Origin of the sequence: Pseudomonas sp. ok272 (assembly GCF_900109995.1) — a bacterium.
Taxonomy (GTDB): Bacteria; Pseudomonadota; Gammaproteobacteria; order Pseudomonadales; family Pseudomonadaceae; genus Aquipseudomonas.
This window is the reverse complement of the sequence record NZ_FOCB01000002.1, coordinates 155,794-180,904: the sequence shown is the minus strand read 5'-3', so window position 1 is coordinate 180,904 and position 25,111 is coordinate 155,794. Positions and strand designations below refer to the sequence as shown.

At 62.4% G+C, this 25,111-nt stretch carries 18 protein-coding genes and 1 pseudogene; 5 read left to right on the top strand and 14 right to left on the bottom strand.

What is annotated here, in order from left to right:
- The first annotated feature begins 176 nt into the window (after positions 1-176).
- The 4 genes from BMW74_RS03660 (at position 177) to BMW74_RS03645 (ending at position 6,120) form a co-directional block, all read left to right on the top strand.
- Positions 177-3,656, top strand: coding sequence for a response regulator (locus tag BMW74_RS03660; protein WP_093413818.1), 3,480 nt, complete (start codon positions 177-179; stop codon positions 3,654-3,656).
- Positions 3,656-4,468, top strand: a complete 813-nt coding sequence (locus tag BMW74_RS03655; RefSeq protein WP_093413815.1) for a CheR family methyltransferase — start codon at positions 3,656-3,658, stop codon at positions 4,466-4,468. The genes BMW74_RS03660 and BMW74_RS03655 overlap by 1 nt, the downstream gene beginning before the upstream one ends.
- A 17-nt stretch (positions 4,469-4,485) precedes the next feature.
- On the top strand, positions 4,486-5,667 hold the full coding sequence (locus BMW74_RS03650; protein ID WP_093414812.1) for a hybrid sensor histidine kinase/response regulator: 1,182 nt from the start codon (positions 4,486-4,488) through the stop codon (positions 5,665-5,667).
- 75 nt (positions 5,668-5,742) lie between these two features.
- On the top strand, positions 5,743-6,120 hold the full coding sequence (locus BMW74_RS03645) for a response regulator (protein ID WP_093413812.1): 378 nt from the start codon (positions 5,743-5,745) through the stop codon (positions 6,118-6,120).
- A gap of 10 nt (positions 6,121-6,130) precedes the next feature.
- Here BMW74_RS03645 and BMW74_RS03640 read toward each other — a convergent pair whose 3' ends face one another.
- From BMW74_RS03640 to BMW74_RS03580, 14 genes and pseudogenes are all read right to left on the bottom strand, one after another.
- Positions 6,131-7,186, bottom strand: a complete 1,056-nt coding sequence (locus tag BMW74_RS03640) for a tetratricopeptide repeat protein (protein WP_093413809.1) — start codon at positions 7,184-7,186, stop codon at positions 6,131-6,133.
- A gap of 65 nt (positions 7,187-7,251) precedes the next feature.
- Positions 7,252-7,410: pseudogene (locus BMW74_RS24585) on the bottom strand (bestrophin family ion channel); the annotation flags it as partial.
- Between the two features lie 114 nt (positions 7,411-7,524).
- Entirely contained in the window at positions 7,525-8,946 is a 1,422-nt protein-coding gene (locus BMW74_RS03635) for an efflux transporter outer membrane subunit (protein ID WP_093413806.1), read from the bottom strand.
- Positions 8,943-12,122: an efflux RND transporter permease subunit gene (locus BMW74_RS03630; RefSeq protein ID WP_093413803.1), complete on the bottom strand. Its 3,180-nt coding sequence runs from the start codon at positions 12,120-12,122 to the stop codon at positions 8,943-8,945. Before BMW74_RS03630 ends, BMW74_RS03635 begins: the two co-directional genes overlap by 4 nt.
- A 15-nt stretch (positions 12,123-12,137) precedes the next feature.
- A complete protein-coding gene (gene mexE, locus BMW74_RS03625) occupies positions 12,138-13,391 on the bottom strand; it encodes a multidrug efflux RND transporter periplasmic adaptor subunit MexE (RefSeq protein ID WP_093413800.1) in 1,254 nt (417 codons plus the stop codon).
- 360 nt (positions 13,392-13,751) lie between these two features.
- Complete coding sequence (locus BMW74_RS03620) at positions 13,752-14,582, bottom strand: ABC transporter permease (protein WP_093413798.1); 831 nt, start codon at positions 14,580-14,582, stop codon at positions 13,752-13,754.
- 10 nt (positions 14,583-14,592) lie between these two features.
- Positions 14,593-15,840 carry an ABC transporter permease gene (locus BMW74_RS03615; protein WP_093413796.1) on the bottom strand — a complete coding sequence of 416 codons (1,248 nt, stop codon included), beginning with the start codon at positions 15,838-15,840 and terminating at the stop codon, positions 14,593-14,595.
- Positions 15,841-16,034: 194 nt separating this feature from the next.
- Positions 16,035-17,063: an ABC transporter substrate-binding protein gene (locus BMW74_RS03610; protein WP_093413794.1), complete on the bottom strand. Its 1,029-nt coding sequence runs from the start codon at positions 17,061-17,063 to the stop codon at positions 16,035-16,037.
- 39 nt (positions 17,064-17,102) lie between these two features.
- Entirely contained in the window at positions 17,103-18,203 is a 1,101-nt protein-coding gene (locus tag BMW74_RS03605) for an ABC transporter ATP-binding protein (RefSeq protein WP_093413792.1), read from the bottom strand.
- A 225-nt stretch (positions 18,204-18,428) separates the two neighbouring features.
- Positions 18,429-19,694, bottom strand: coding sequence for an aspartate aminotransferase family protein (locus tag BMW74_RS03600; RefSeq protein ID WP_093413789.1), 1,266 nt, complete (start codon positions 19,692-19,694; stop codon positions 18,429-18,431).
- Positions 19,691-20,755, bottom strand: coding sequence for a phosphotransferase (locus BMW74_RS03595; protein WP_256562517.1), 1,065 nt, complete (start codon positions 20,753-20,755; stop codon positions 19,691-19,693). The genes BMW74_RS03600 and BMW74_RS03595 overlap by 4 nt, the downstream gene beginning before the upstream one ends.
- A complete protein-coding gene (locus BMW74_RS03590) occupies positions 20,748-21,482 on the bottom strand; it encodes an SDR family NAD(P)-dependent oxidoreductase (RefSeq protein ID WP_093413782.1) in 735 nt (244 codons plus the stop codon). Before BMW74_RS03590 ends, BMW74_RS03595 begins: the two co-directional genes overlap by 8 nt.
- Positions 21,483-21,566: 84 nt before the next feature.
- A complete protein-coding gene (locus BMW74_RS03585) occupies positions 21,567-22,244 on the bottom strand; it encodes a GntR family transcriptional regulator (RefSeq protein ID WP_093413779.1) in 678 nt (225 codons plus the stop codon).
- Between the two features lie 91 nt (positions 22,245-22,335).
- Entirely contained in the window at positions 22,336-22,983 is a 648-nt protein-coding gene (locus BMW74_RS03580; protein ID WP_093413776.1) for a TetR/AcrR family transcriptional regulator, read from the bottom strand.
- Positions 22,984-23,123: 140 nt separating this feature from the next.
- Between BMW74_RS03580 and BMW74_RS03575 the strand changes: the two genes are divergently transcribed.
- Positions 23,124-25,064: an amidohydrolase gene (locus tag BMW74_RS03575; RefSeq protein WP_093413773.1), complete on the top strand. Its 1,941-nt coding sequence runs from the start codon at positions 23,124-23,126 to the stop codon at positions 25,062-25,064.
- Positions 25,065-25,111: the final 47 nt, after the last annotated feature.

The following is a 25,111-nucleotide window of genomic DNA, read 5'->3' as shown; positions in this document are numbered from 1 at the left end:
TTCCCAAAAATCTATACAAAAAAGAATAACTGTACAGGAATTTCCGGGATAGTCCCGCGCTTCAGCCCGTGACTGCGTAATGCGGGAGAATGCTGTCTACGCTGTCAGAAAAATGCATCTGATGCGCGCTTTTCGGGCAAACTCCTGCAATTATCACCGATCACCAAGGCCTCCCAATGACTTCTTCGTCTTCAGTCGATGAGCAGAGCTTTCGCAAACTCCTGAGCCGTAATGTCAGTTTGCCCTTGGGGGTTGGTGTGATCAGCGTGGCGTTTTTCGTGGCGTTGATCAGCTACCTGTTGTCGGTCATCCAGTGGGTCGAGCACACCGACCGGGTGATCAACAACGCCAACGAAGCGGTGAAGTTGACCGTCGACCTGGAAACCGGGATGCGTGGCTACCTGCTGACCGGCGATGAGCATTTTCTCGCCCCCTACGAGACCGCCAAGCCGCGCATCATGGTGTCACTCAAGACCCTGCAGGAGTTGACGGCGGACAACCCGGTACAGATCGATCGCCTACGCCGCCTGGAAGCGTTGCAGGAGCAATGGAACGCCTATGCCCAATCGATGATCGACCTGATGCGCACCGACGGTGACTACCGGGGCGCAGTGAAAGCCGGGCGGGGCAAGTCCCTGACCGATGAGATCCGCAAGCAATACGAAGACGTGATCGACATGGAGCAACAGTTGCGGGCCTCGCGCAATGAGGAGGTGCGCAGCACGACGATCTTGAGCATCAGCCTGTACGTGCTGTTCGTGATCGCCATCAGCGGCCTGCTGGCCTATGTCGGCCGGCGCGACCTGTTGAACCTGTCCAAGCGCTACAGCGCCAACCTGGCCGCGCAGAATAAAACCGCGTTGCGCCTGGAGCAGCAGGCCTGGCTGCGCAACGGCCAGACCGAACTGGCCGAGCAGGTGCTGGGCCAACTGACGCTGAACGTGCTGGGGCGCAATATCCTCCAGTTCTGCGCGCAGTACCTGGGCACGGCGGTGGCGGCGCTGTACGTCAAGGAAGACCACGGCGGCCTCAGGCGCGTGGCGTCCTACGGTTTCTCCCGCGAGCAGGAAGCGCTTGAGCAGTCGTTCCACAGCGGCGAAGGCATTGCCGGCCAGGCCGTGCAGCAAGGGCGCCTGATTCGCCTGGACGATGTCTCGGCCGATTACTTCAAAGTCAGCTCCGGACTGGGCAGTGGCGCGCCACGCAGCGTGTTGGTGGTGCCCACCAGCGACGACAACCGGGTCAACGGGGTGATCGAGCTGGGCTTCCTGCGCGAGTTGAACGAGCGCGACATCGAGTTGCTGGAGTTGATCGCCGGCAACATCGGCACCTCCATTGAAGCGGCGCGCTATCGCCAGCGCTTGCAGGAAGTGCTGGCCGAGACCCAACAGCTCAATGAAGAGCTGCAAGTCCAGCAGGAAGAGCTCAAGAGCGCCAACGAAGAGCTGGAAGAGCAATCGCGGATCCTCAAGGAGTCCCAGGTGCACCTGGAAACCCAGCAGGTGGAGCTGGAGCAGACCAATGGGCAACTCGCCGATCAGGCCCAGGCCCTGGCCGAGCAGCGGGATGCCATGGACCTGAAGAACACCGAGCTGAACGTGGTCCAGGTCGAACTCGAAGAGCGCGCCCTGGAACTGGTGCGCTCCAGCCAGTACAAGTCCGAGTTCCTGGCCAACATGTCCCACGAGTTGCGCACGCCGCTCAACAGCTCGTTGATCCTGGCCAAGCTGCTGGCCGAGAACCCCCAGCAAAACCTCAGCGCCGAGCAAGTGAAGTTCGCCGAGTCGATTTACTCGGCCGGTAACGACTTGCTGAACCTGATCAACGACATCCTCGATATCTCCAAGGTCGAGGCCGGCAAATTGGAAGTGCGCCCGGAAAACACCAGCGTCGCGCGCTTGGTCGAAGGCTTGCGCGCCACGTTCGAGCCCCTGGCCGCCGACAAGCACCTGGCATTCACCATTCAGGTGCAACCGGACGCGCCATTGATGCTGTTCACCGACCGCCAGCGCCTGGAACAGGTGCTCAAGAACCTGCTGTCCAACGCAGTCAAGTTCACCGAGAAAGGTACCGTCAGCCTGACCGTGGCGCGCGAGCCGGGTGCGGGTATCGCCTTTATCGTGCGCGATTCGGGCATTGGCATTGCCAGTGACCAGCACGACAGCATCTTCGAAGCCTTCCGCCAGGCCGATGGCACCACCAATCGGCGCTATGGGGGCACCGGCCTGGGGCTGTCGATCTCCCGTGACCTGGCCGCGTTGCTCGGTGGCTCGATCAGTGTCAGCAGCGAACTGGGGCAGGGCAGCCTGTTCACGCTCCTGCTGCCTGAGCAATTCGTCGAGCAGGACGAGGTGCGCGTCGGGCCGGTCAGGTGTGTGCCGCCGCCGGTTGCCGCCGCTGCGCCGGCGCCGTTGATCATGGAGGCCGTGGTTCCGCGCTTCCTGGATGATCGCGACCATGCGCCGTTCAGCCGCCGCTGCATCCTGGTGGTGGAGGACGAGCCGAACTTTGCCCATATCCTTTTCGATCTGGCGCATGAACTGGGCTATCACTGCCTGGTGGCCCACGGCGCGGACGAAGGCTACGACCTGGCGGCGCAGTTCATTCCCGATGCGATCCTGCTGGACATGCGCCTGCCGGATCACTCCGGGTTGACCGTGTTGCAGCGCCTCAAGGAACACGCCGAGACCCGGCATATCCCGGTGCACGTGATTTCGGTGGAAGACCGCGTCGAAGCGGCGATGCACATGGGCGCCATCGGCTATGCGGTCAAACCGGCGACCCGCGAGGAGCTCAAGGCGGTGTTCGCCCGCCTCGAAGCCAAGTTGACCCAGAAGGTCAAGCGCGTCCTGCTGGTCGAGGACGATGACCTGCAACGCGACAGCATTGCCCGCCTGATCGGCGACGATGACATCGAAATCACCGCCGTTGGCCTGGCCCAGCAAGCCTTGGACCTGCTGCGCGACAACCTCTACGACTGCATGATCATCGACCTGAAATTGCCCGACATGCTGGGCAATGACCTGCTCAAGCGCATGTCGACCGAAGACATCTGTTCGTTCCCGCCAGTGATCGTCTATACCGGGCGCAACTTGACCCGCGATGAAGAGGCGGACCTGCGCAAGTATTCGCGCTCGATCATCATCAAGGGCGCGCGCTCGCCTGAGCGTTTACTCGATGAAGTGACGTTGTTCCTGCACAAGGTCGAGTCCCGGCTGTCCCATGAGCGGCAAACGATGCTCAAGACCGCCCGCAGCCGCGACCGGGTCTTCGAGGGGCGCAAGGTGCTGCTGGTGGACGACGATGTGCGCAATATCTTTGCCCTCACCAGTGCCCTGGAACACAAGGGGGCCATCGTGGTGATCGGTCGTAACGGTCGCGAGGCGATTGAGAAACTCAACGAGGTGGGTGACATCGACCTGGTGTTGATGGACGTGATGATGCCGGAGATGGACGGTTTCGAAGCCACGATTGAGATCCGCAAGGACCCGCGCTGGCGCAAGCTGCCGATCATTGCGGTGACGGCCAAGGCCATGAAGGACGATCAGGAGCGCTGCCTGCAAGCGGGCGCCAACGACTACCTGGCCAAGCCTATTGACCTGGATCGCCTGTTCTCGCTGATTCGCGTGTGGTTGCCGAAGATGGAACGAATTTAGTGCCCAGTACCGATATCGAACTGCGGTTGTTGATCGAGGCGATCTACCTCAAGTACAGCTACGACTTTCGCGATTACTCCGGCGCTTCGATCAAGCGCCGGGTCAATCACGCCTTGCATCAGTTCGAATGCAAGACCATCTCGGCGCTCCAGGACAAAGTGCTGCACGACCCCACCGCCTTCATGCAATTGCTGCAGTTGCTGACGATCCCGGTCAGCGAGATGTTCCGTGACCCGGATCACTTCCAGGCCATCCGCCGCGAAGTGGTGCCACTGCTCAAGACTTACCCTTCGATCAAGGTCTGGATCGCCGGGTGCAGCACGGGGGAGGAGGTTTACTCGATGGCGATCCTGCTACGCGAAGAGGGTTTGCTGGAGCGTACGATCATCTACGCCACCGACATCAATCCCCGCTCGCTGGAGAAGGCCAAGCAGGGAATTTTTTCCCTGGAGAACATCCGCGCCTACACCAAGAATTACCAGCAGGCTGGCGGCCAGCGCTCCTTCGCCGACTACTACACGGCCGCCTATGACTACGCGATCTTCGACAAGAGTCTGTGCGACAACGTGACCTTTGCCGACCATAGCCTGGCGACCGACAGCGTGTTCTCCGAAACCCAGTTGATTTCCTGTCGCAACGTGCTGATCTACTTCAATAAAAAACTCCAGGACCGGGCCTTTGGGTTGTTTCATGAGTCGTTGTGTCACCGTGGCTTCCTGGTGCTGGGCAGCAAGGAAACACTGGACTTCTCGCCCTATGGCAAACTGTTCGAACCCCTGGTCAAACAAGAACGGATCTACCGCAAACTATGAATCGGGCATGCACTGAGCTGTTAAGTCACATTCAGGCCAAACTGTTGATCGTCGATGATCTGCCGGAGAATCTGTTGGCGCTTGATGCGCTGATTGCCCGGGAGGACCGCCAGGTCTACCAGGCGCTGTCGGCCGACGAAGCGTTGTCGCTGCTGCTGCAACACGAATTCGCCATGGCCATTCTCGATGTGCAGATGCCCGGCATGAACGGCTTTGAACTGGCCGAACTGATGCGCGGCACGGAAAAGACCAAGAACATCCCGATTGTGTTCGTCAGCGCCGCCGGGCGTGAGATGAACTACGCGTTCAAGGGCTACGAAAGCGGTGCGGTGGACTTCCTGCACAAGCCGCTGGACACCCATGCGGTCAAGAGCAAGGTCAATGTGTTTGTCGACCTGTACCGTCAGCGCAAGGCCATGAACCTGCAGGTCGAAGCCCTGGAACGCAGCCGCCTGGAGCAGCAAGCCTTGCTGGAGCAGTTGCGCACGACCCAGGGTGAGCTGGAGCAGGCGGTGCGCATGCGCGATGACTTCATGTCCATTGTCGCCCATGAGGTGCGAACCCCGCTGAACGGGCTGATCCTGGAAACCCAGTTGCGCAAGATGCACCTGGCGCGGGGCAACGTCGCCGCCTTTACCCCGGACAAGATGCAATCCATGGTCGAGCGCGATGAACGGCAGATCAACAGCCTGATCCGCTTGATCGAGGACATGCTCGATGTATCGCGGATCCGCACCGGCAAGCTGTCGATCCGTCCGACCCGGTTTGACCTGGCGGCCCTGGTCAGTCAGCTGCTGCACAACTTCGCGCCTCAGGTCGAGGCGGCCGACGCGTCAGTGAGCCTGGTCGCCGAGCAACCGGTGTACGGCAGCTGGGACGAGTTCCGCATCGAACAGGTGGTGTCCAACCTGCTGACCAATGCCCTGCGCTATGGCGGCAAGGGGCCGATCGAAGTGAAGGTCTATTGTCAGGATGGCCAGGCGCGGATCGAAGTGCGCGACCGTGGGATTGGCATCAGCGAAGAGAACCAGAAACGGATCTTCCAGCAGTTCGAGCGGGTGTCGGCCAAAAGCGTGGTCGCCGGCCTGGGGCTGGGATTGTTCATATCCGAGCAAATTATCGCCGCCCATGGCGGTACAATCGGCGTCGAGAGCACAATCGACCAGGGCGCGCTGTTTCGTGTGTGCCTGCCCTTGTAAACCGACAAGGCCGATGCAACCTCTGCCGGCGTGCAGGGTCGTACTAGCCGTTATTGACCGAACCCAAGGCTTTCCATGAGTGAAGATGCACAAGACGTCGTATTGATCGTCGAAGACGACCCCTCAATCCTGATGGTCCTGTCTGCCTACCTGGCGGGCGAGGGGTATCGGGTGTTGCAAGCCGAGAATGGCGAGCAGGCCTTCGAAATCCTCGCCAGCAAGCCGAACCTGGACATGATGATCACTGACTTCAGGCTGCCCGGTGGCATCTCGGGCGTGCAGATCGCCGAGCCGGCGGTCAAGCTGCGCCCGGAGCTCAAGGTGATTTTCATCAGCGGGTATCCGCAGGAGATTCGCGAGTCGGACAGCCCGATTGCGCACAAGGCGCCGATCCTGGCCAAGCCGTTTGACCTGGACGAGTTGCAGGACCTGATGCAGCAACTGCTCTCCTGAACCCCCGCGTCTACAAGCCCTGCTGCAAGGCAGGGTCGTCGGGGTTCATCTGTTCCAGCTGGGCCAGCAGCACCTGCACGTTCTGCAACTGGCCGCTTTCCTTCCAGTAATTGATCAACAGCACCCGTGCCTTGCGGTCGGCGGGGTGGCGCTGGACGATCTCTTGCAACTGCTTTTGCGCCGCTTCCAACTCTTTCTGCGCGTACAGAGTAGTGGCCAGGTCGTAGCGATATTCCTTGTTGTCGGGCGCCAGCTCCACGGCCTTGGACAGGCCCAACAAGGCAAGTTCGTTTTGCCCGTGATGCAACAACCACATCCCCAGCGCATGTTGCAGGTACGCCGAGTCAGGCTGGGCCTTGAGTTGTTTGGCCAGCAATTGCTGGGCGGCATCGCTTTGCCCCTGCTTGTCGAGGACTTCGATTTGTAGCACCAGCGCCGGTAGATTGCCGGGGTCCAGGCGCAGGGTCTCGTCGAGCGCCAGTTGGGCGTCCTTGAGTTCGGCGTTGTGCAGGTGCAGGCGCGCCAGTTGGATCTGGGTCTGCGCGGTTTGCGGCTGGCTCCTTAGAAAGCGCTCATATTCGTCGATGACCTGCTGCAAGGGGGCGAAGTACAGGCCCAGGTCGTCCGGTGACAACCCCAACAGGGCATCGGCCGCGGCAAAGCGCACCTCTTGTGCTTCATCCTCGAGCAGCGGCCCGAGCAACAGGCTGCGCTGGCCCGAGGGCACCAGGGCGGTGATGCTCTTGATGGCGGCCTGACGCACCGCGAGCGAAGGGTGTTGCAGGTCAGCGTCGGCCAGCTTCAATGCCCGAGGGCTGGGGTAGTTGGGCAACTCGGCATGCAGCCAGATGCGCCGCTTGTCCGAGATGTCCGGGCGGGCCAGTTGCTGGTAGAGCACCCGCGCCGCGCCGGGCTGGCCATTGCGGGCCTGTTGCAGAGCCTCGCTGTAACCGTGCTTGATCGCGTCGGGTATCTGCGGTTTGGTGCTGCGCAGGAGCACCCAGGCAGTGGCGACGGCAAGCACGACCAGCAGGCAGATGATCAGGGTGCGACGGGGCGTGGACATGCAGGAATCCGAGAGCGGGCAGGTGGCAAGCTTCGGTCAGGTAAGGCTGTGAGTCAAACTGACATCTACGTGAGCACGTAATCAATAGGCTCAAGGGGCGGCGGCAGGTCGCCATGGCCCAGCGCCGCGAGGATTTCGCGTTCCAGGGTGCACAGGATCGCGTTGCACGGCAGGTCGTTCTCATCGAAACCGAACGGCTCCTCAAGGACGTCGCCGATTTCATCGTAGGAGCGAGGTGTGGGCGGTGGGGAATGATGGGCAAAAAAAGCCCCGCGACCGAATGGGGCGCGAGGCTAAAAATTGGTTGGTTGCGGCCAACCAAAGGAGCACTGGAAAGCTTAGTTGATGGCGACGGTTTCGGGTTGCCAGCCACCACCGAGGGCTTTGTAGATGGCGACGATGCCGCGGTACAGGTCGACTTCGGCCTGGGCCTGGGTGTCTTCGGCCGCCAGGCGTTCACGCTGGGCGTCGAGCAGCACCAGGAAATCCACGTTGCCTTCGCGGTAGCGGATCTCGGCCAGGTCGCCAGCGGCGCGGCTCGATTCGCTCTGGCGGATCAAAGCGATCAGGCGTTGCTGGCGCTTGCCGTAGTCGGAGAAGGCGTTCTCCGACTCCTCCAACGCCAGTAATACTTGCTGTTCATAGGTCGCCAGGGCGCCATCGGCGTTGGCATCGGCGGCGCGTAAACGAGCGCGCACGCTGCCCAGGTCGAAGGCCGCCCAGGTGATGCTCGGGCCCAGCGCCCAGGCGTTGGCGGCGGACGAGCCGATCTGCGAGCCGCGCCCGGCGGTAAAGCCGAGGAAGCCACTGAGGCTGACCCGCGGGAACAGGTCGGCCTTGGCCACGCCGATCCGCGCGGTGGCGGCGGCCAGCTTGCGTTCGGCGCTCTGGATGTCCGGACGGCGTTGCAGCAGTTCCCCGGGATCACCAATCGGCAAGGCCTTGGCAATCGCCGGCAGGCTGGCCGGGCGCAGGTCGACGCTCAGTGTGTCCGGGCGTTCCCCCAACAGCGTGGCGATGCGGTTGCGCTGGCGGGTTTGCACCGCCTGTAGTTGCGGCACGCTGGCTTCCACCGAGGCCAGGCGCGCATCGGCGCGCACCACGTCGAGCTGATCGCCGACCCCGGCATCACGCAGGCTGACGGTGATCTTGCTCGATTCCTGCTGGTTGGCCAGGTTGGCCAGGGCAATCTTCTCGCGCAGCTGTGCGCCCCGTAGCTGACCGTAGGCGTCCACCAACTCGGCAATCATCGTGACCTGCAACTGGTACAGGTCGGCAGCGGCAACCTGGGTGTCGGCGTCGGCCGCTTCCAGGTTGCGCTGGATACGGCCGAACAGGTCGATCTCCCACGCCATGTCCAGGCCCAGGTCATAGCGTTCGCTTTTGACTCGGCGGCTGGTGGTGCCCGGGATCTGTCCCTTGGCCTGGTTGCTGCTGGCGCGGCTGGTCACCACCGGCAAGGCGTCGTTGCTGGCATCGTCGCGGTAGGCCCGGGCGGCGCGCAGGCGGTCGTACGCCACGCGCAGTTCCCGGTTGCCCTTGAGCGACGTGCTCACCAACTGGTTCAGCACCGGGTCGTCGAACTGCTGCCACCAGATGCCTTCGAAGCGGGCGCGGTCGAAGTTCTTTTGACCGTTGGCGCCATCGGTCGCGGCGCTGAGGTGGGCCGGCTCCGTGGCCGGGGCCTGGTAGTCCGGGCCGACGGCGCAGGCACTCAGGGCCAGCACCAACAGGCTGGGGAGAAACGCTTTCAGGCTCATGATTGCGCCTCCAGTTTCACGGCCTTGGCCGCCTTGCGGGCTTCACCGCGCTCGACATAGCGGCGGATCAGGACATAGAACACCGGCGTCAGCAGCAGGCCGAAGAAGGTTACCCCGAGCATCCCGGAGAACACCGCCACACCCATGGCGTGACGCATTTCGGCACCGGCACCGCTGGAGAACACCAGGGGCACCACGCCCATGATGAAGGCGAACGAGGTCATCAGGATCGGCCGCAGACGCAGGCGGCAGGCTTCGAGCACCGCGCTGAGCGAGTCCATGCCTTCCTCCTGTTTGTCCTTGGCGAACTCGACGATCAGGATCGCGTTCTTACAGGCCAGTCCCACCAGGACGATCAAGCCGATCTGGGTGAAGATGTTGTTGTCGCCGCCCGAGGCAATCACTCCGGTAATCGCCGACAGCAGGGTCATCGGCACGATCAGGATCACCGCCAGCGGCAGGCTCCAGCTCTCGTACTGCGCCGCCAACACCAGGAACGCCAGCAGCACACAGAGCGGGAACACGAACAGCGCAGTGTTGCCCGAGAGAATCTGCTGGTAGGTCAGGTCGGTCCATTCGTAGGTCATGCCGTTGGGCAGTTCTTCCTTGAGCAGTTTCTCGATGGCTTGCTCGGCTTGGCCGGAGCTGTAGCCCGGCGCAGCGGCACCGTTGATCTCGGCCGTGATAAAGCCGTTGTAGTGCATCACGCGGTCCGGTCCCGAGGTATCGCTGACCTTGATGAAGGTCGCCAGCGGGATCATCTCGCCCTTGTTGTTGCGCACTTTCAACTGGCCGATCTGCTCGGCTTCGAGGCGGAACTGTTGCTCGGCCTGGACGTTGACCTGATAGGTGCGCCCGAAGCGGTTGAAGTCGTTGGCATACAGCGAGCCCAGGTAGATCTGCAGGGTGTCGAAGATGTCACTGACGGCCACGCCGTGGGTCTTGGCCTTTTCACGGTCGATGGCGGCATCGACCTGGGGCACGTTGACCGTGTAGCTGGTGAACAGGCCCGCCAGTTCCGGCACGTTGTGGCTCTTGTTGATGATGTTCATGGTTTCTTTGTACAGCTCGTCGTAGCCCAGGTTGCCCCGGTCTTCGATTTGCAGGCGGAACCCGCCAATGGTGCCCAGGCCCTGGACCGGCGGCGGCGGGAAGATCGCCATGTAGGCTTCCTGGATGTCCGCGAACTGGCCGTTCAACGCACCGGCAATCGCGCCGGCGGACATGCTCGGGTCCTTGCGTTCATCGAACGGCTTGAGGGTGACGAACACGATGCCGGCGTTCGAGCTGTTGGTGAAGCCATTGATCGACAGGCCGGGGAAGGCCACCGCGCTTTCCACGCCCGGTTGCTTGAGCGCCATGTCGGACATGCGCTTGATCACTTCTTCGGTGCGGTCCAGGCTCGCGGCGTCCGGCAGTTGGGCGAAGGCCACCAGGTATTGCTTGTCCTGGGCCGGTACGAAACCGGTCGGGGTGTGGGAGAAACCGAAGAAGGTCAGGACCATCAGCCCGGCGTAGAGCAACAGGGCGATGCCGCTGCTGCGGATCACCCGGGCCACAGTGCCGACGTAGCCATGGCTGGCACGGTCGAAGAAGCGGTTGAACGGACGGAACAACCAGCCGCCAAACAGCTTGTCGAGGAACCGGGAGAAACGGTCTTTCGGCGCATCGTGGGGCTTGAGCAACACGGCGGCCAGCGCCGGCGACAAGGTCAGGGAGTTGAAGGCCGAGATTACCGTCGAGATGGCAATGGTCAGGGCGAACTGCTTATAGAACTGCCCGGTCAACCCGGAAATGAACGCCGCCGGGATAAACACCGCACACAGCACCAGCGCCGTGGCGACGATGGGGCCGGTCACTTCACGCATGGCGCGCTTAGTGGCCTCGATGGGCGTCAGGCCCAGGCCGATATTTCGCTCGACGTTCTCCACGACCACGATCGCATCGTCGACCACGATCCCGATGGCCAGCACCAGGCCGAACAGCGACAGGGCATTGAGCGAGAAGCCGAACAGGTGCATCACCGCAAACGTACCGATCAACGAGACCGGCACCGCCACCAACGGAATGATCGAGGCGCGCCAGGTTTGCAGGAACAGGATCACCACCAGCACCACCAGGATCAGTGCTTCGAACAGGGTATGGACCACCGCCTCGATGGAACCACGGACGAAGATCGTCGGGTCGTAGACGATGCTGAAGTCCATGCCTTCGGGAAAGCTCTTCTTCAACTCGGCCATCTTGGCCCGCACGTCGTTGGAGATATCGATGGCATTGGAGCCCGGACGCTGGAAGATCGGGATCGCCACCGCCGGCTGGTTGTTGAGCAAGGAGCGCAGGGCGTACTGGCTGGAGCCCAGCTCGACCCGGGCGATGTCCTTGAGGCGGGTGATCTCACCGTTGTCGCCGGCGCGGATGATGATGTTCTCGAACTCTTCTTCCGAGACCAGGCGGCCCTGGGTGTTGACCGACAGCTGGAAGCTGGTGGCGCTCGGCGCAGGCGGCGTGCCCAGGGCACCGGCGGCGACCTGGCGGTTCTGTTCGCGGATCGCGTTGACCACGTCGGTGGCGGTCAGGTTCCGCGAGGCGGTCTTGTTCGGGTCCAGCCAGACCCGTAGCGAGTAGTCGCCCATGCCAAACAGCTGCACGTCACCGACACCGCCCAGGCGCGCCAGCTCATCCTTGATGTTGAGCAGGGCGTAGTTGGACAGGTAGAGCATGTCGTAGCGTTTGTCCGGCGAGATCAGGTGCACCACCATGGTCAGGTCGGGCGAAGCCTTGTCCACCGTGATGCCGATCCGGGTCACCTCTTCCGGCAACTTGGGCTCGGTCCGGGTCACGCGGTTCTGCACCTGCACCTGGGCGTTGTCCAGGTCGGTGCCCAGGGCGAAGGTGATGGTCAGGGTGATCTTGCCGTCGGCGGTGGACTGCGAGGACATGTACAGCATGTTCTCGACACCGGTGATGGCTTGCTCCAACGGCGCGGCCACGGTTTCACCGATGACCTTGGGGTTGGCCCCCGGGAAGTTGGCACGTACCACCACCGTCGGCGGCACCACCTCGGGGTATTCGCTGATCGGCAGTTGGAACAGCGCGATGCTGCCGGCGATCAAAATCAACAGCGAGAGCACCGCGGCGAAGATTGGCCGTGAGATGAAGAACTGGGAAAAATTCATCGAGAGTGTCGTCCCTTAACCGCGTGGAGTCACAGCGGCGAGCTTGGCGGCCGACCCCGGCGCAACCTTGGCAGGCGCAACTTGGGGCAGGTTGCTGGCTTCAAGCGCCTGGCGTTGTTGAGCGAGGGCAGCGAGGGTTTCCTGGCTGGCCATCGGCACCGTTTCCGGGGCCACGGGCGAGCCTGGGCGTACCCGTTGCAGACCCTTGACGATGACGGTGTCGTCCTTGTTCAGGCCGCTGCGCACGATGCGCAGGCCTTCGATCTTGGGGCCCAGTTCGACGGCGCGGTACGCGGTCTTGTGGTCGGCATCCATCACCAGCACGAACTTCTTGCCCAGGTCAGTGCCCACCGCTTCGTCGGTGATCAACACCGCCGAGTAGGTGCCGCTGCCCACCAGCTTGAGGCGAGCATAGAGCCCGGGGGTGTATTCACCCTTGCTGTTGTCGAACACCGCGCGCCCGCGAATGGTGCCGGTCTTGGGGTTGACCTGGTTGTCGACGAAGTTCATCTGGCCCAGGTGCGGGTTGCCGTCTTCATTGGACAGGCCCAGGTACACCGGGGTGGTTTGCCCGCGTTGCCCTTGGCGGGCGAGCTGGGTGTACTTGAGGTACACGCGCTCATCGGCGTCGAAGTAGGCGTAGACCTTGTCGGTGGAGACCACGCTGGTCAGCGGGGTGACATCGGCGGTTACCAGGTTGCCGGCGGTGATCTCGGCACGACTGACGCGGCCACTGATGGGGGCGGTGACGCGGGTGAAGCTCAGGTTGAGCTTAGCCAGGTCCAGTTGCGCCTGCACCGCGCCAACCGCGGCCCGTGCTTCCTGGGCGGCGCTGGTGCGCGAGTCGGCCAGTTCCGCCGAGATCGCGTTGCTGGAGCGCAGGCGTTCGCCGCGCTGGGCTTCGTTTTCGCTGCGGTTGGCATTGGCGCGGCCTTGGGCAACCAGGGCTTCGAGGCGGCGCACTTGCGCCTGGAACGGGCGCGGATCGATCTGGAACAGCAAGTCGCCCTTTTTCACCAGGGCGCCTTCGGTGAACGCGACGTCATCGATCTGCCCGGACACGCGAGGGCGGATCTCGACGGTTTCCGGGGCTTCGAGGCGGCCGGTGAATTCGTCCCACTCGTTGACCGGTTGTTCCAGGACCTGGGCCACGCTGACTTTGGTCGCGGGTGGGGTGGCGGCAGATTCCGGGGTCTTGCCGCAGGCGCTCATCACCAGCAAGGCCAGGGCGGCCAGGGGCAAGCGCAAATGTTTGAGTGACTGTTCCATGGAAAGGGTATCCGCCAATGTATTGAGATGGGCGGATGATGCTCGGCGGGTGTCTGCGTCACGAATCGAATGGGGCGAAGGTAACTATCATCCGGATTGATATAACCGCCAGGCGAGCCCTCTAGCCTGCGGGTTTCGTTAGGCTGCTATCAATGTCGTTGATGGTAAGTGGGGTGCTTGAAACCGCATCGTGGCCTTCGTGAGCAGGCTCACTCCCACATTGGGCTGATGGATGGCACCGATCCCTGTGGGAGCGAGCCTGCTCGCGAAAACACCACATTGGGCTGATGGATGGCACCGATCCTTGTGGGAGCGAGCCTGCTCGCGAAACGGCCCGCACCCACACAACAGACTCGACGCTCAACCCCCACCCATGGCCGCCCCGCGAATCCGCTCATTGCGCCGGCGCAAGGCTTCCATCGCCAGCAGCAACAGCAAGGCACTGAGCACCATGATGGTGGCGGCGGCCGCGATGGTCGGGTTGAGGTTCTCCTTGATGCCGGCAAACATCTGCATCGGCAAGGTGCGTTGCGAAGGGCTGGCCAGGAACAGCGTCACCACCACTTCATCGAACGAGGTGGCGAAGGCGAACAGCGCACCGCTCAGCACCCCCGGTGCGATTAGTGGCAGGGTCACGCGCCGGAAGCCATACCACGGCGTCGCGCCCAGGCTGGCGGCCGCGCGGGTGTAGTTGCGGTCGTAGCCCTGGAGTGTCGCGTTGACCGTGATCACCACGAACGGCACGCCCAGCACGGCGTGGGCAATCACCAGCCCCAGGTAGGTGTTGAGCAGGCCCCAACTGGCGAAGAAGAAATACAGCCCGACAGCAACGATCACCACCGGCGCGACCATGGGCGAGATCATGATCGCCATGATCAGCCCCTTGCCGCGGAACTCACCCCGCGACAATCCCACGGCTGCCAGGGTGCCGAGGACGGTGGCCAGCAAGGTCGCGGCCGGGGCGATCTTCAGGCTGTTGAGCAGCGCCGGCATCCAGTCGCTGGAGTTGAAGAAGTCCCGGTACCAGCGCAGGGACAGGCCGCTCAGTGGATAGCTGAGAAACGAGCCTTCGTTGAAGGACAGCGGCACGATCACCAGGATGGGAATGATCAGGAACATCAGCAGGGCCAGGCTGTAGCCGCTGAGCAGCGGGCGCAGCAGGCGGATTTCAAAGGGTTCGACGTGCTTCATGGCAGGCTCCTCAGGCTGGCGAGTTGGCGGGTCGCGAGATCTTGGCGTACACCCAGTACAGCAACAGCACGATGATCAGCAGTTGGCTGCCCAGGGCGGTGGCCATGCCCCAGTTGATGACGGTGTTGGTGTAGTACGCGACGAAGTAGCTGATCATCTGGTCGCCCGGGCCGCCCAGCAGGGCCGGGGTGATGTAGTAACCGATGGCCATGATGAACACCAGCAAGGCGCCGGCCGTGACGCCGGCATAGGTCTGCGGCAGGTACACCCGGCGAAACGCGGTGAACGGGTGCGCGCCGAGGGAGATGGCAGCGCGCTCGTAGCGTGAGTCGATCCCCTTCATCACCGCGTACAGCGGCAGGATCAGGAACGGCAGCAGGATGTGGGTCATGGAGATCAGCACCCCGGTGCGGTTGAACACCAGTTGCAGCGGGTTCTCAAGGATGCCCAGGCCAATCAGGCTGTTGTTGATCAGGCCACCCGATTGCAGTAGGACGATCCAGCTGGCGGTCCGCACGATCAGTGACGTCCAGAACGGCAGCAACACCAGGATCAACAGCAGGTTGGCGCGCTTGGCCGGTTGGCGCGACAGCCAGTAGGCCAGCGGATAGCCCAGCAGCACGCAGAGCAGGGTCACCAGCGCGGCAATCGACAGCGAGCGCTTGAGCACGTCCAGGTACAGCGCCTTGTCCGGCGCCACGGCACTGATCTGCCCGGCGTCCAGCTTGAGGTCGAATGCCGCCAGCCAATAGAAACTGGTGTAAGGCTGACCCAGGTGCTTGAGGGTGCGCCAGGTGGTGACATCGGCCAGGGCCGGCACGCCCTTGAGCAAGGTTTCACGCACCTGCTCGCCATTGGCCGGCAGCCGGCTCAGCACCGCGGTGGACAGGCTGCGCAGCTGGGCGCTTTCGTAGCCCAGCCGGCGGTTGAAGGCGAACAACTGGCCGTTACCGCGCGCGGTGCGCAGATCTTCGCCCAGGGCCTGGAACGTTGACTCACCGGGCAGCGCCTGGCCATCCCAGCTTGCCAGCAGCGCCAGCGTCTTGGGCAGGGCCTCGGCCACTTCCGGGTTCTCCACGCTCTTGGTCAGCAGCGAGCCGATGGGGGTCAGGAACCCCACCACCAACAGCGCCAGCAGCGGCAGGACCAGCAGCATTGAGCGTCGGGTGTAGAGACGTCGTGATGCGTGCAGTTGCCGCTGTAATCGTTGCACCGGCGGGGCAGGTGGCGCCGATTCGAGGGGTAACACTTGGCTCATGTAGGGTTCTCCTTGCATCAACGTGGACCCGGGATATCAGCTACACACGATTCCTGTGGGAGCGGGCTTGCCCGCGAAGAGGCCGGAACATTCAACATTGATGTTGACCGTGCTTGCGCCTTCGCGGGCAAGCCCGCTCCCACAGGGTTTGCGTCGTGCTTAACTGATCTGGGCAACGACGGGCACTCGCTCGATCAGCGTGCCGCCCAGGCGTTGAAGCGTTGTTCCAGTTCTTCGCCGTGGTCGATCCAGAAGTTGGTGTCTACCTGCAACGCGCTCTCCAGGTTGGCCGGTGCGGTGGGCAGTTGCTCGCGGGTCGTGGCGTTGATCAGGGGCAGGGTGTCTTTGTTGGTCGGGCCATAGGGGATGTTCTCGGCGAAGACCTTCTGGTTCTTCGCCTCGTTGGCGAACGCAATGAACTGCTCGCCCAGGGCCTTGTGCGGCGAGCCCTTGACGATGGCCCAACTGTCGATGTCATACAGGCTCTGGTTCCAGACGATCTTGAAGGCATGGCCTTCGCTCTGGGCCGCCGAGACCCGGCCGTTGTAGGCCGTGGTCATGACCACATCACCCGCCACCAGCCATTGCAACGGCTGCGCCCCGGCTTCCCACCACTGGATGTCGGACTTGATCTGGTCGAGCTTCTTGAAGGCCCGGTCCACGCCCTCGGGGGTGCCGAGCACCTCATACAGCTCGGCGGGTTTCACGCCGTCCGCGAGCAAGGCGACTTCCAGGGTGAACTTGGCGCTCTTGCGCAGGCCGCGCTTGCCGGGGAAGGTCTTGGTGTCCCAGAAGGACGCCCAGCCGGTGGGGGCGGTCTTGAGCTTGGCGCTGTCGTAGGTCAGGGTCGTGGACCAGATGAAAATCCCCGCGCCGCACTCGCTGACGGCGCCGTTGACGAACTTGCTGGCATCGCCCAGCGTGCTCCAGTCCAGCGGTTCGAACAGGCCTTCGGCACAGCCACGGATCAGGTCGGGGCTTTCGACTTCGACCACGTCCCAACTGACCTGGCGGGTTTGCACCATGGCGCGGATCTTGGCCATCTCGCCGTTGTATTCCCCGGCCTGCACCGTGCCTTTGCCGGTGGCGGCGAAGGGCTGGTAGAAGGCTTTGTCCTGGGCGTCCTTGTTCAGGCCACCAAAGGACACGACGGTCAACGATTCGGCATTTACCTGGCCACCGAAGGCAGCCAGAACAGTCAGTGCAGCAATACGCTTGAGCATGGCAAGTTTCCTGATGTCATCAACTAGGGGGGGAAGGGGTCAAGCAGGCATGGCATCCAGCGCCGAGGCGTCGCTGCTGTGCCAACACACGGGCAGGTTCAGGCCCTCGCGCCAGTGCGGTTGCATCTGGGCGATGGGCACCTTGACGTTGAAGTCGTCGTTACCGGCAACGTTCAGGCGCACGCGCACGTGGTCGCCCAGGTACAGGCATTCTTCGATACGCCCGCTCAGACGGCTGTCGTAGCGGGTGTCGCCGTCGAGGATCACCCGTTCGGAGCGAATCGACAGCGACGTGCGACTGCCCTTGGCCAGGCCCGGAGTGAGGCGCGCAGCCAGGTGCGTGCCCTGGTCGAGTCGGACCTGGCAGCCTTCGCTGCCGAGGGTATCGAGCACGCCGGGCAAGACGTTGGTATCGCCCATGAACGTGGCGACAAAGCGGTTGGCCGGGCGCTCATACAGCGCTTGCGGGGTGTCGACCTGCTGGATCACCCCGTCGTTGAAGATCGCCACCCGGTCGGACAAGGTCAGCGCTTCGGCCTGGTCGTGGGTGACGAACACCACGGTCAGCCCCAACTCGCGGTGCAGGCGGCGGATCTCCAGTTGCATCTGTTCGCGCAGCTGTTTGTCCAGCGCGCCCAAGGGTTCATCCATCAGCACCAGCGTGGGCTCGAACACCAACGCCCGGGCGAGGGCGATGCGTTGCTGCTGGCCACCCGAGAGTTGCGCGGGGTAACGGTTGGCGAGATCGCCCAGGCGCACCATGGCCAGGGCTTTCTTGACCTTGGTTTCGATGTCGTGGCGTTTCATGCCTCGCACCTGCAGGGGGAACGCCATGTTCTCGGCGACGTTCATGTGGGGGAACAACGCGTAGTTCTGGAACACCATGCCGATGCCTCGACGGTGGGCGGGCACGCTTTCAATGGCCTGGCCTTCGAGGAAGATCTGCCCTTGGGTCGGTGTCTCGAAGCCAGCCAGCATCATCAGGCTGGTGGTCTTGCCGGAGCCGGACGGCCCGAGCAGGGTCAGGAACTCACCCTGGGCGACATCCAGGTCGAGCTTTTTGACCACTGTTTTCAAACCGTCGTAACTTTTTTCCACGCCTTTGAAGCGGACGAAGGCGCTTGCGTTGTTACTGGTCATCTCAAACCCTCCACGTACAGCTTAATTATTAAAATATGATGCATCATGTTTTGTATTAAGCAGAATCTGTGCCAGCGGACTGCAGGCGGGGTGTTCCAGGTTGACTCGGGTGAAAGCGATCCGGGCCCTGCACTCGCGTGGTGCTGGTGCGTGTCGTGTGCCCTGGATCAGGGACCTGAACGGCGCCGCAGCCGGGATGCCCCGGCCTGGCGCCCACTCAGCCCTTCAACGCAGCTCGCGCAAGGTGGCATCCAGGCGTTCAAGCAACAGGTCCGCGTGTTCGCGGGCAAACACTAGGGGCGGGCGGATTTTGAGGATGTTGGCGTTGGGGCCGGTGGCGCTGATCAGCACCTGGCGCCGGCGCATGCCGTTGACCACCGCGGCGGCCGTGGCGGTTGCCGGGGTCTGGGCATCGCGGTCGTGCACCAACTCGACGCCGATGAACAGGCCGGCGCCGCGCACATCGCCAATCACCTCGTAGCGCTCGGCCAGTTGCAGCAGGCCCTGGCGCAAGTAGGCGCCGACGTCCCGGGCATTGGCTTGCAGGTCTTCCTCGCGCAGCACCCGCAGCACCGCCTGCGCCGCGCTGCACGACACCGGATTGCCGCCGTAGGTGTTGAAGTAGCGCTGCTGGCGACCGAACTGATCGAACAGGGCCGAGCGCCCGACCACGCCGGCCACCGGGTGGCCATTGCCCATGGGCTTGCCGAGGGTGACCAGGTCCGGGATCACCCCGTAGCGCTCGAAGCCCCAGCGATGCCCGCCGGTGCGGCCGAAGCCCGGTTGCACCTCGTCGGCGATGTACAGGCCGCCGGCGTCGCGCACGCATTGCACGGCGGCGGCCATCTCGCCGTTGCGTGGGCTGAACACGCCGTCGCTGGAGAAAATGCTGTCCAGCAACAGCGCCGCCGGCTTGATGCCGTGGGCCTGCAGGTCGGCCAGCGCGGCCTTCACGCTGGCGACGAAATCGGTCGTGGTGCGGTAGGTGTCCGGCGCGTCCACCAGACGCACATGGCGGGCGGTGGGCAGGCCGGTGGCCAGCGACGGCGACACCTCGGCCAGGGCGCTGGTCACGCCGTGATAGGCCCAGCGGGTGACGATGATGCCGGTGCCGCCGCTGTGGCAGCGGGCGATGCGCAGCGCCAGGTCGTTGGCTTCACTGCCGGTGCAGGTCATGGTCAGGTTGTCGAGCTGGGCCGGGAACTCGCTGAGCAGGTCCTCGGCGTAGTCGACGATGGACGGGTGCAGGTAGCGCGTGTGGGTGTTGAGTTGGGCGCTCTGCTCGGCGATGGCGCGGACCACGGCGGGGTGGCAGTGGCCGATGGAGGCCACGTTGTTGTAGGCATCCAGGTACGGCGTGTTGTCCTGGTCGTACAGCCAGACGCCTTCGCCGCGCACCGGGGCAAACGGTTCCTCGTAGAACAGTCGATAACTGGCGCCGAGCGCTGCTTGGCGACGGGCGAGCAGTGGCGTGGCAGTGGGCGACGTCATGCGACCTCCTGGGTGCAGGCGTTGATCAGGCTCTGGGTCAGCAGCCCGGCGGGCAGGGTGGCGAGGCATTGCAGGTTGCGCCAACTGCTGGGCAGGTTGCGCAGCACATAAGCACGGTTTTCCGGGTACAGGCTGGCGCGCCATTGGGCGATGGTGATGGCCATGGCCATGCGCAGGGCGATCAGGTCGCCCAACACCTCCAGCTCCTCGGCCAGCAACGGGATTTTGGCGTGGTAGGCGGCGACGAAGGCCTTGATCTGCCACAGCGGGTCGCTGGCGTCGGCATCGAATTGGTAGGACAGCGCCGTGCCCAGCTCGTTGATCAGCGGCGCATGCAGGGCGTCGCCGAAGTCGATGATCGCCGCGACGCGGCTGCCGGTTTCACCGTCGAGCATCACGTTGTGGGGGTTGAGGTCGTTATGAATCACCTGCGCGCGCAGCGTGCCCAGGCGCGGTTTGACGTAGGTCTCGAAGCGGTCCAAGAGCGTCGAGACCAACGGCAATTGATCGGGCTCCAGGCAGTCGAGATACGGCCTGACCCGCTCGGCGTGGCCGACATCCCACAGCAGGTTGCGGTGGGCGGCCGGATGGCGGAAATCCTTGAGGGCCAGGTCGACCTCGGCCAGCGACGTGCCCAGTTCGCGCATCAAGGCCACGCTGGGCTGGCCAAGGTTTTGCGAGATGCCGTCGAGGTAACTGACGGCGCGCAGTCGCAGCGGCTGCCCGGCCACCTGCACCAGCGGATCGACCTCGCCATCACGCGCGGCCAGTACCCGTGGCACCGGCAGATGGGCGCCGTGGCGCTCGATGTGCAGCAAGGCCTGGGTCTGGAAGCTGATCACCCTGGGGTCTTCGGCGGGGTTGATGAACTTCAGGACATAGGCGCCGCGCTCGCTGCGCACCAGGAAGTTGGTGTCGCGCTCGCCATTCAATGGCTTGAGCGTGCCCTCAAGGCCGTATACCCGGTGGGCAACGTCCAGCGCGGTGCGGCTGTCGATGTTCGGCGCCTCGGTCGTCATCAAGTCGGCGCAGCACGCGGGGTCCATGACCGCTTCAGACATGCTGGCCTCCATTGACGTGGATTTCCGCACCATTGACGTAGGAAGCACCACTGGTGCACAGGAAGTAGATCAACGAAGCCACTTCTTCCGGCTTGCCCAGGCGGTTCATCGGCACCAGGCGTTCGACGATATCGGCCGTGCCGGGGGAGAGGATCGCGGTGTCGATCTCCCCAGGGGCGATGGCATTCACGCGTACGCCGTGGGGGCCGAAATCGTAGGCCATTTCCCGGGTCAGGGCCGACAGCGCGGCCTTGGACGTTGCGTAGGCGACCCCCGCGAACGGGTGCACCTTGGAGCCGGCAATCGAGGTGACGTTGATGATGCTGCCCTGGGCCGCCTTCAATTCATCGAACAGCCCGCGCGCCAACAGCGCGGTGGAGAACAGGTTGACGTTGAACACCTTGAGCCAGGTGGCGTAGTCGGTTTCCAGGACGCCAAGCCGGCCGCCCTCGACGCCCTTGGGCGAGATGCCGGCGTTGTCCACCAAGGCATCGAGCCGGCCGCCGAGCTTGTCCTTGATGGTGGCCAGGCTCGCGCTGACGCTGTCGATGTCTTCCAGGTCCAGGTGGATATGGTTGAGCAAACCCTCAGCCCAGGGGCACTCGGCCACCCAGTTCTGGCGGGAGGCGGTGAACACTTCCCAGCCGGCTGCATTGAAATGCTTGACCGTTGCATGGCCGATGCCGCGGCTGGCGCCGGTTAACAGCAGCTTTCTTTTCTCGCTCACGAACGCACCTCGTTGGATTTGATGTTTGATGCATCATCATTTTAGGCGCGCAGAGTGTCAATAGCCGTACGGGGGAAAGTTTGCTTAGGCGGTGGGTTCCTGGCTGACGGCGATGAACTCCAGCATCATCTGATTGCCATCGAGGATGTCAGTCTGGATCGCGTGTTTGGCGGCGGCGGCGTCCTGCTGACGCAGGGCGTTGAGCACCTCGACATGGTGCTCGATGGCCATGCTCAGGGAAAAATGCACGTAGGCCTGGGCGATCAGCGGGCCGGCGCGCATCCACAGGCTGTCGAGGTAGCTGCGCAGCAACGGCATGCGGGCGGCTTCGGCGATCAGGAAGTGGAACTCGCTGTTCAGGCGCAGCGCCTCGGGGAGGTCGTTGCGGTTGATGGCTTCCAGGTTGAGCTGGATGTTGGCTTCGATGCGCGCCAGATCGTCCGGGGTGGCGAGGCGTGCGGCCGTTTCGGCGCCGAGGCCCTCGAGGCTCAGGCGCAGGGTACGAATCTCCAGGTAGGCCGCACTGTCGAGCACCGGGACGCGGATGTCCTTCGGGGTCTTGAGCACCAGGGCCTTTTCCTTGGCCAACTGCAGGATGGCATCGCGCACGGGGGTGACGCTCGTACCCAATTGGGCCGCCAACTCACGGATCCGCAGTCGGTCATCCGGCTTGAGGCCTCCGGTGATCAGCGCGCTACGCAGTTGGGCGTAGACGTTGCTGCCCAGGTAGGTGTGAGTGATGGCGTCGAGGGGGTAAGACATGGATCACCGAATGCGCGGAGCGGGTTGGCCTGCGACTATACAACATGATGCATTAGGCCTTGCTACGAAGATTGGCGCCGTGAGGTCGTCGTCACACGAGCAACGCGTGCTCAAACTCAGCAGCGCTCTGGGTGTTAACCGCCGACAAAAGCAGCCGAGCCTGCCATTTTTGATGCGTACGCCACATCAGTCCGCTCGCATCACCTTGTTCGATACACCCTTGCTTAACAACGTCCCCGGTCCGATACAGGTAGCGCACCAGCTCAGTCAGTTCCTGCTCCGGCCACTGGCAACCGTGCTTTCTCAGCAGTACCAGCATATTGTCGAGCTGTAAGGCCTCATGTTTGGCTTCCAGATCATGCAGCGCCGGAATCACATCCATCGCCTGCCAGAGGGCGCCATACCCGGAAAACTCCTGTTCGATCACGTCGATCATGTCATCCAGCGCGCTCCACGTTTCGACGAGACCGAGATCACCCTCAAAAATCACTTGTTCCCGACTGCGGATCGCATCCAACCATTGCTGTCCAAGGCGATACACAATCGCCTCTTTATTCGGAAAAAAGCGATAGAGCGAACTGATGTCGATGCCAGAACGCTCGGCAATGACGTTGGTATTCAGCAACGTAATACCGCCCTCCTTGAGTAACTGCAGCGTTGTCTGCTCGATCTTTTGAACGATTTCAAGGGTGCGTTGCTGGCGCGGTTCGCGGCGCATTTTTAAGTCTTGCTCAATCATCAACTACCCAACCCTTCTAGCATGGGTGCGCATTTCACATCGACTTGTCCGGCGGAGTCAAACCGTAGCGATTGACGCCCCAGAGTAACGCTGGTAGAAATCAATACTACAGTAATTACTGTAATTTAACTGGAGACTCTATGCGGCTCAAATCAAAACAACACCTGGCGCTTTCCTCCCTCGCTTTGCTCACTGCGCTCTCTGGCTGCAGTCAGACATCAGCTCCGGCCATCGGCAACGATCACAATATCGTGTACCTGAACGGTCAGATTTATACCCAGGATGCCCAGCGCCGAAAGGTAGACGCTATCGCCGTTTCAAATGACAAGTTCGTCTACTCCGGCAACCGGGAAGGTGCAGAGCCATACATCAACCAGGGGTACCGCGTCGTTGACCTGGAGGGCAAGATGGTGCTGCCCGGGCTGCACGACAATCACATTCACGTACTCGGAACCGTCCCGCTGGACACATGCGATCTCGAAGGCAAGAGCGTAAACCTTGGTCAGCTCGCCGAGAAAGTGAAGGAGTGCCTGCCCCGCTATGCCAGTGAACCTGGCGCCTGGCTGAAAATAGATCAGTGGGTTCCCTATGAGAACAATGAGCCTACCGATACCTATAAAACCATTCGGCAAACGCTGGATGCTGTTGCCGACGGTCATCCGATCATCCTTTCCGGTGTAGACGGCCACGCCAGCGCTTACAACTCTAAAGCCTTGAGCATGGCTCAAGACGAACAGGGCAATACCGTTGGCTTCAACACAAAAACCTTGGGTAAGGGCGGAGTATTCGCCGAGTTGGCTCCCTACGTCAGCCTCGACAGCGGGGTAGTGCGCGACGCTGCCAAGGAAAAAATTCCGGTCGGCAACTTCGACATGTTTGCTCAAGAGGTGGGCGAGCCACGTGGCGAAGCCGTTTACGGCGCGATCCTGCCCAAAGTCGCACAGGTCATGGCGAAAAACGGTATCACCAGCATCCAGGATGCCTGCTCCAATGACTTCATCCGCGAACAATTTGTGAAGATGCAACAGCAGAATTTGCTGAACATGCGGATAACGGCTGCCACCTGCTTCATTGCCGATGACTACAAGGGCAAAGTAGACATTGCCGGGCACCTGAAAAAGGCTCAAGAAGTACGCGCCGCGTTCGCCGGCAATCCACTGATCAAAGCCGATGCAGTGAAAATCTTTGCCGACGGTGTGCTTGAAGGCGACCCCTTCAGCAAGCCGCCGTTCTCGCCCAATGCAGGCATGCTGCACAACTACCAGACACCGCACCTCAAACAGAATGAAGAAACCGGCCTCGTCACGGTCACCAAAAACAGTGAGGACTCGAAGAACAACGGCATCGTCAATTACCGTGCTGAAGACTTCAAAAACTACGCCAGTGCGCTCGATGCCGATGGTTTCAGCATCCACGTCCATAGCATCGGCGACCGTGCCACTCGTGTGACAATCGATGCACTGGAAGCTGCCCGTCAGCGCAACGGCGACCGGCACATTCCGCATACCATTGCTCACCTGCAAGTGGTCCATCCGGACGATCAAGCACGCCTCGGTAAGCTGGGTACCTTCCTGACGTACACCTACGCATGGATCAACCAGCAACCGGAATATGACATGCTGATCACGCCATTCCTTGAGCAAAGTAAAAAAGGCCAAGACATCAGCGACGTGCTCTACAACCCAAAAAGTTACACGTGGGGAGCCATCTATCCAGTCGGTAGCACCGCCAAAGCTGGCGCTGTGCTGGTGGCGGGCAGCGATGCGCCGGTCGACACGCGTGATCCAAGGCCGTTCATGAACATTGCCGCCGGCATCACCCGCGCCATCCCGGGCCAACCTGCCTACAACGCCGGGCAGAGCGCTACGCTGCAACAGATGTTGGATGCCTACACCATCAACGGAGCCCGTGCAGTGCGCCAGGAAAAACTCATCGGGTCGATTGAACCGGGCAAGTCCGCCGACTTCATCGTCCTCGACCGAAACCTGTTCGACCTGGTCCAGCAGGGCAAACCGGAGCAAATCGCCGACACCCAAGTCGTTCAGACGGTGTTTCGTGGCAATACGGTCTACGGCCAATAAATCAACAGGGCCTAAGCGCCTAAGATAAAAGCGAGTCTATTGCGGCT

Bases quoted from the DNA above. Each gene is read 5' to 3' on its own strand.
- mexE (WP_093413800.1), bottom strand. From the start codon at position 13,391: ATGGAACAGTCACTCAAACATTTGCGCTTGCCCCTGGCCGCCCTGGCC.
- BMW74_RS03610 (WP_093413794.1), bottom strand. From the start codon at position 17,063: ATGCTCAAGCGTATTGCTGCACTGACTGTTCTGGCTGCCTTCGGTGGC.
- BMW74_RS03595 (WP_256562517.1), bottom strand. From the start codon at position 20,755: ATGTCTGAAGCGGTCATGGACCCCGCGTGCTGCGCCGACTTGATGACG.
- BMW74_RS03630 (WP_093413803.1), bottom strand. From the start codon at position 12,122: ATGAATTTTTCCCAGTTCTTCATCTCACGGCCAATCTTCGCCGCGGTG.
- BMW74_RS03615 (WP_093413796.1), bottom strand. From the start codon at position 15,840: ATGAGCCAAGTGTTACCCCTCGAATCGGCGCCACCTGCCCCGCCGGTG.
- BMW74_RS03585 (WP_093413779.1), bottom strand. From the start codon at position 22,244: ATGTCTTACCCCCTCGACGCCATCACTCACACCTACCTGGGCAGCAAC.
- BMW74_RS03605 (WP_093413792.1), bottom strand. From the start codon at position 18,203: ATGACCAGTAACAACGCAAGCGCCTTCGTCCGCTTCAAAGGCGTGGAA.
- BMW74_RS03600 (WP_093413789.1), bottom strand. From the start codon at position 19,694: ATGACGTCGCCCACTGCCACGCCACTGCTCGCCCGTCGCCAAGCAGCG.
- BMW74_RS03660 (WP_093413818.1), top strand. From the start codon at position 177: ATGACTTCTTCGTCTTCAGTCGATGAGCAGAGCTTTCGCAAACTCCTG.
- BMW74_RS03575 (WP_093413773.1), top strand. From the start codon at position 23,124: ATGCGGCTCAAATCAAAACAACACCTGGCGCTTTCCTCCCTCGCTTTG.
- BMW74_RS03620 (WP_093413798.1), bottom strand. From the start codon at position 14,582: ATGAAGCACGTCGAACCCTTTGAAATCCGCCTGCTGCGCCCGCTGCTC.
- BMW74_RS03645 (WP_093413812.1), top strand. From the start codon at position 5,743: ATGAGTGAAGATGCACAAGACGTCGTATTGATCGTCGAAGACGACCCC.
- BMW74_RS03640 (WP_093413809.1), bottom strand. From the start codon at position 7,186: ATGTCCACGCCCCGTCGCACCCTGATCATCTGCCTGCTGGTCGTGCTT.
- BMW74_RS03635 (WP_093413806.1), bottom strand. From the start codon at position 8,946: ATGAGCCTGAAAGCGTTTCTCCCCAGCCTGTTGGTGCTGGCCCTGAGT.
- BMW74_RS03580 (WP_093413776.1), bottom strand. From the start codon at position 22,983: ATGATTGAGCAAGACTTAAAAATGCGCCGCGAACCGCGCCAGCAACGC.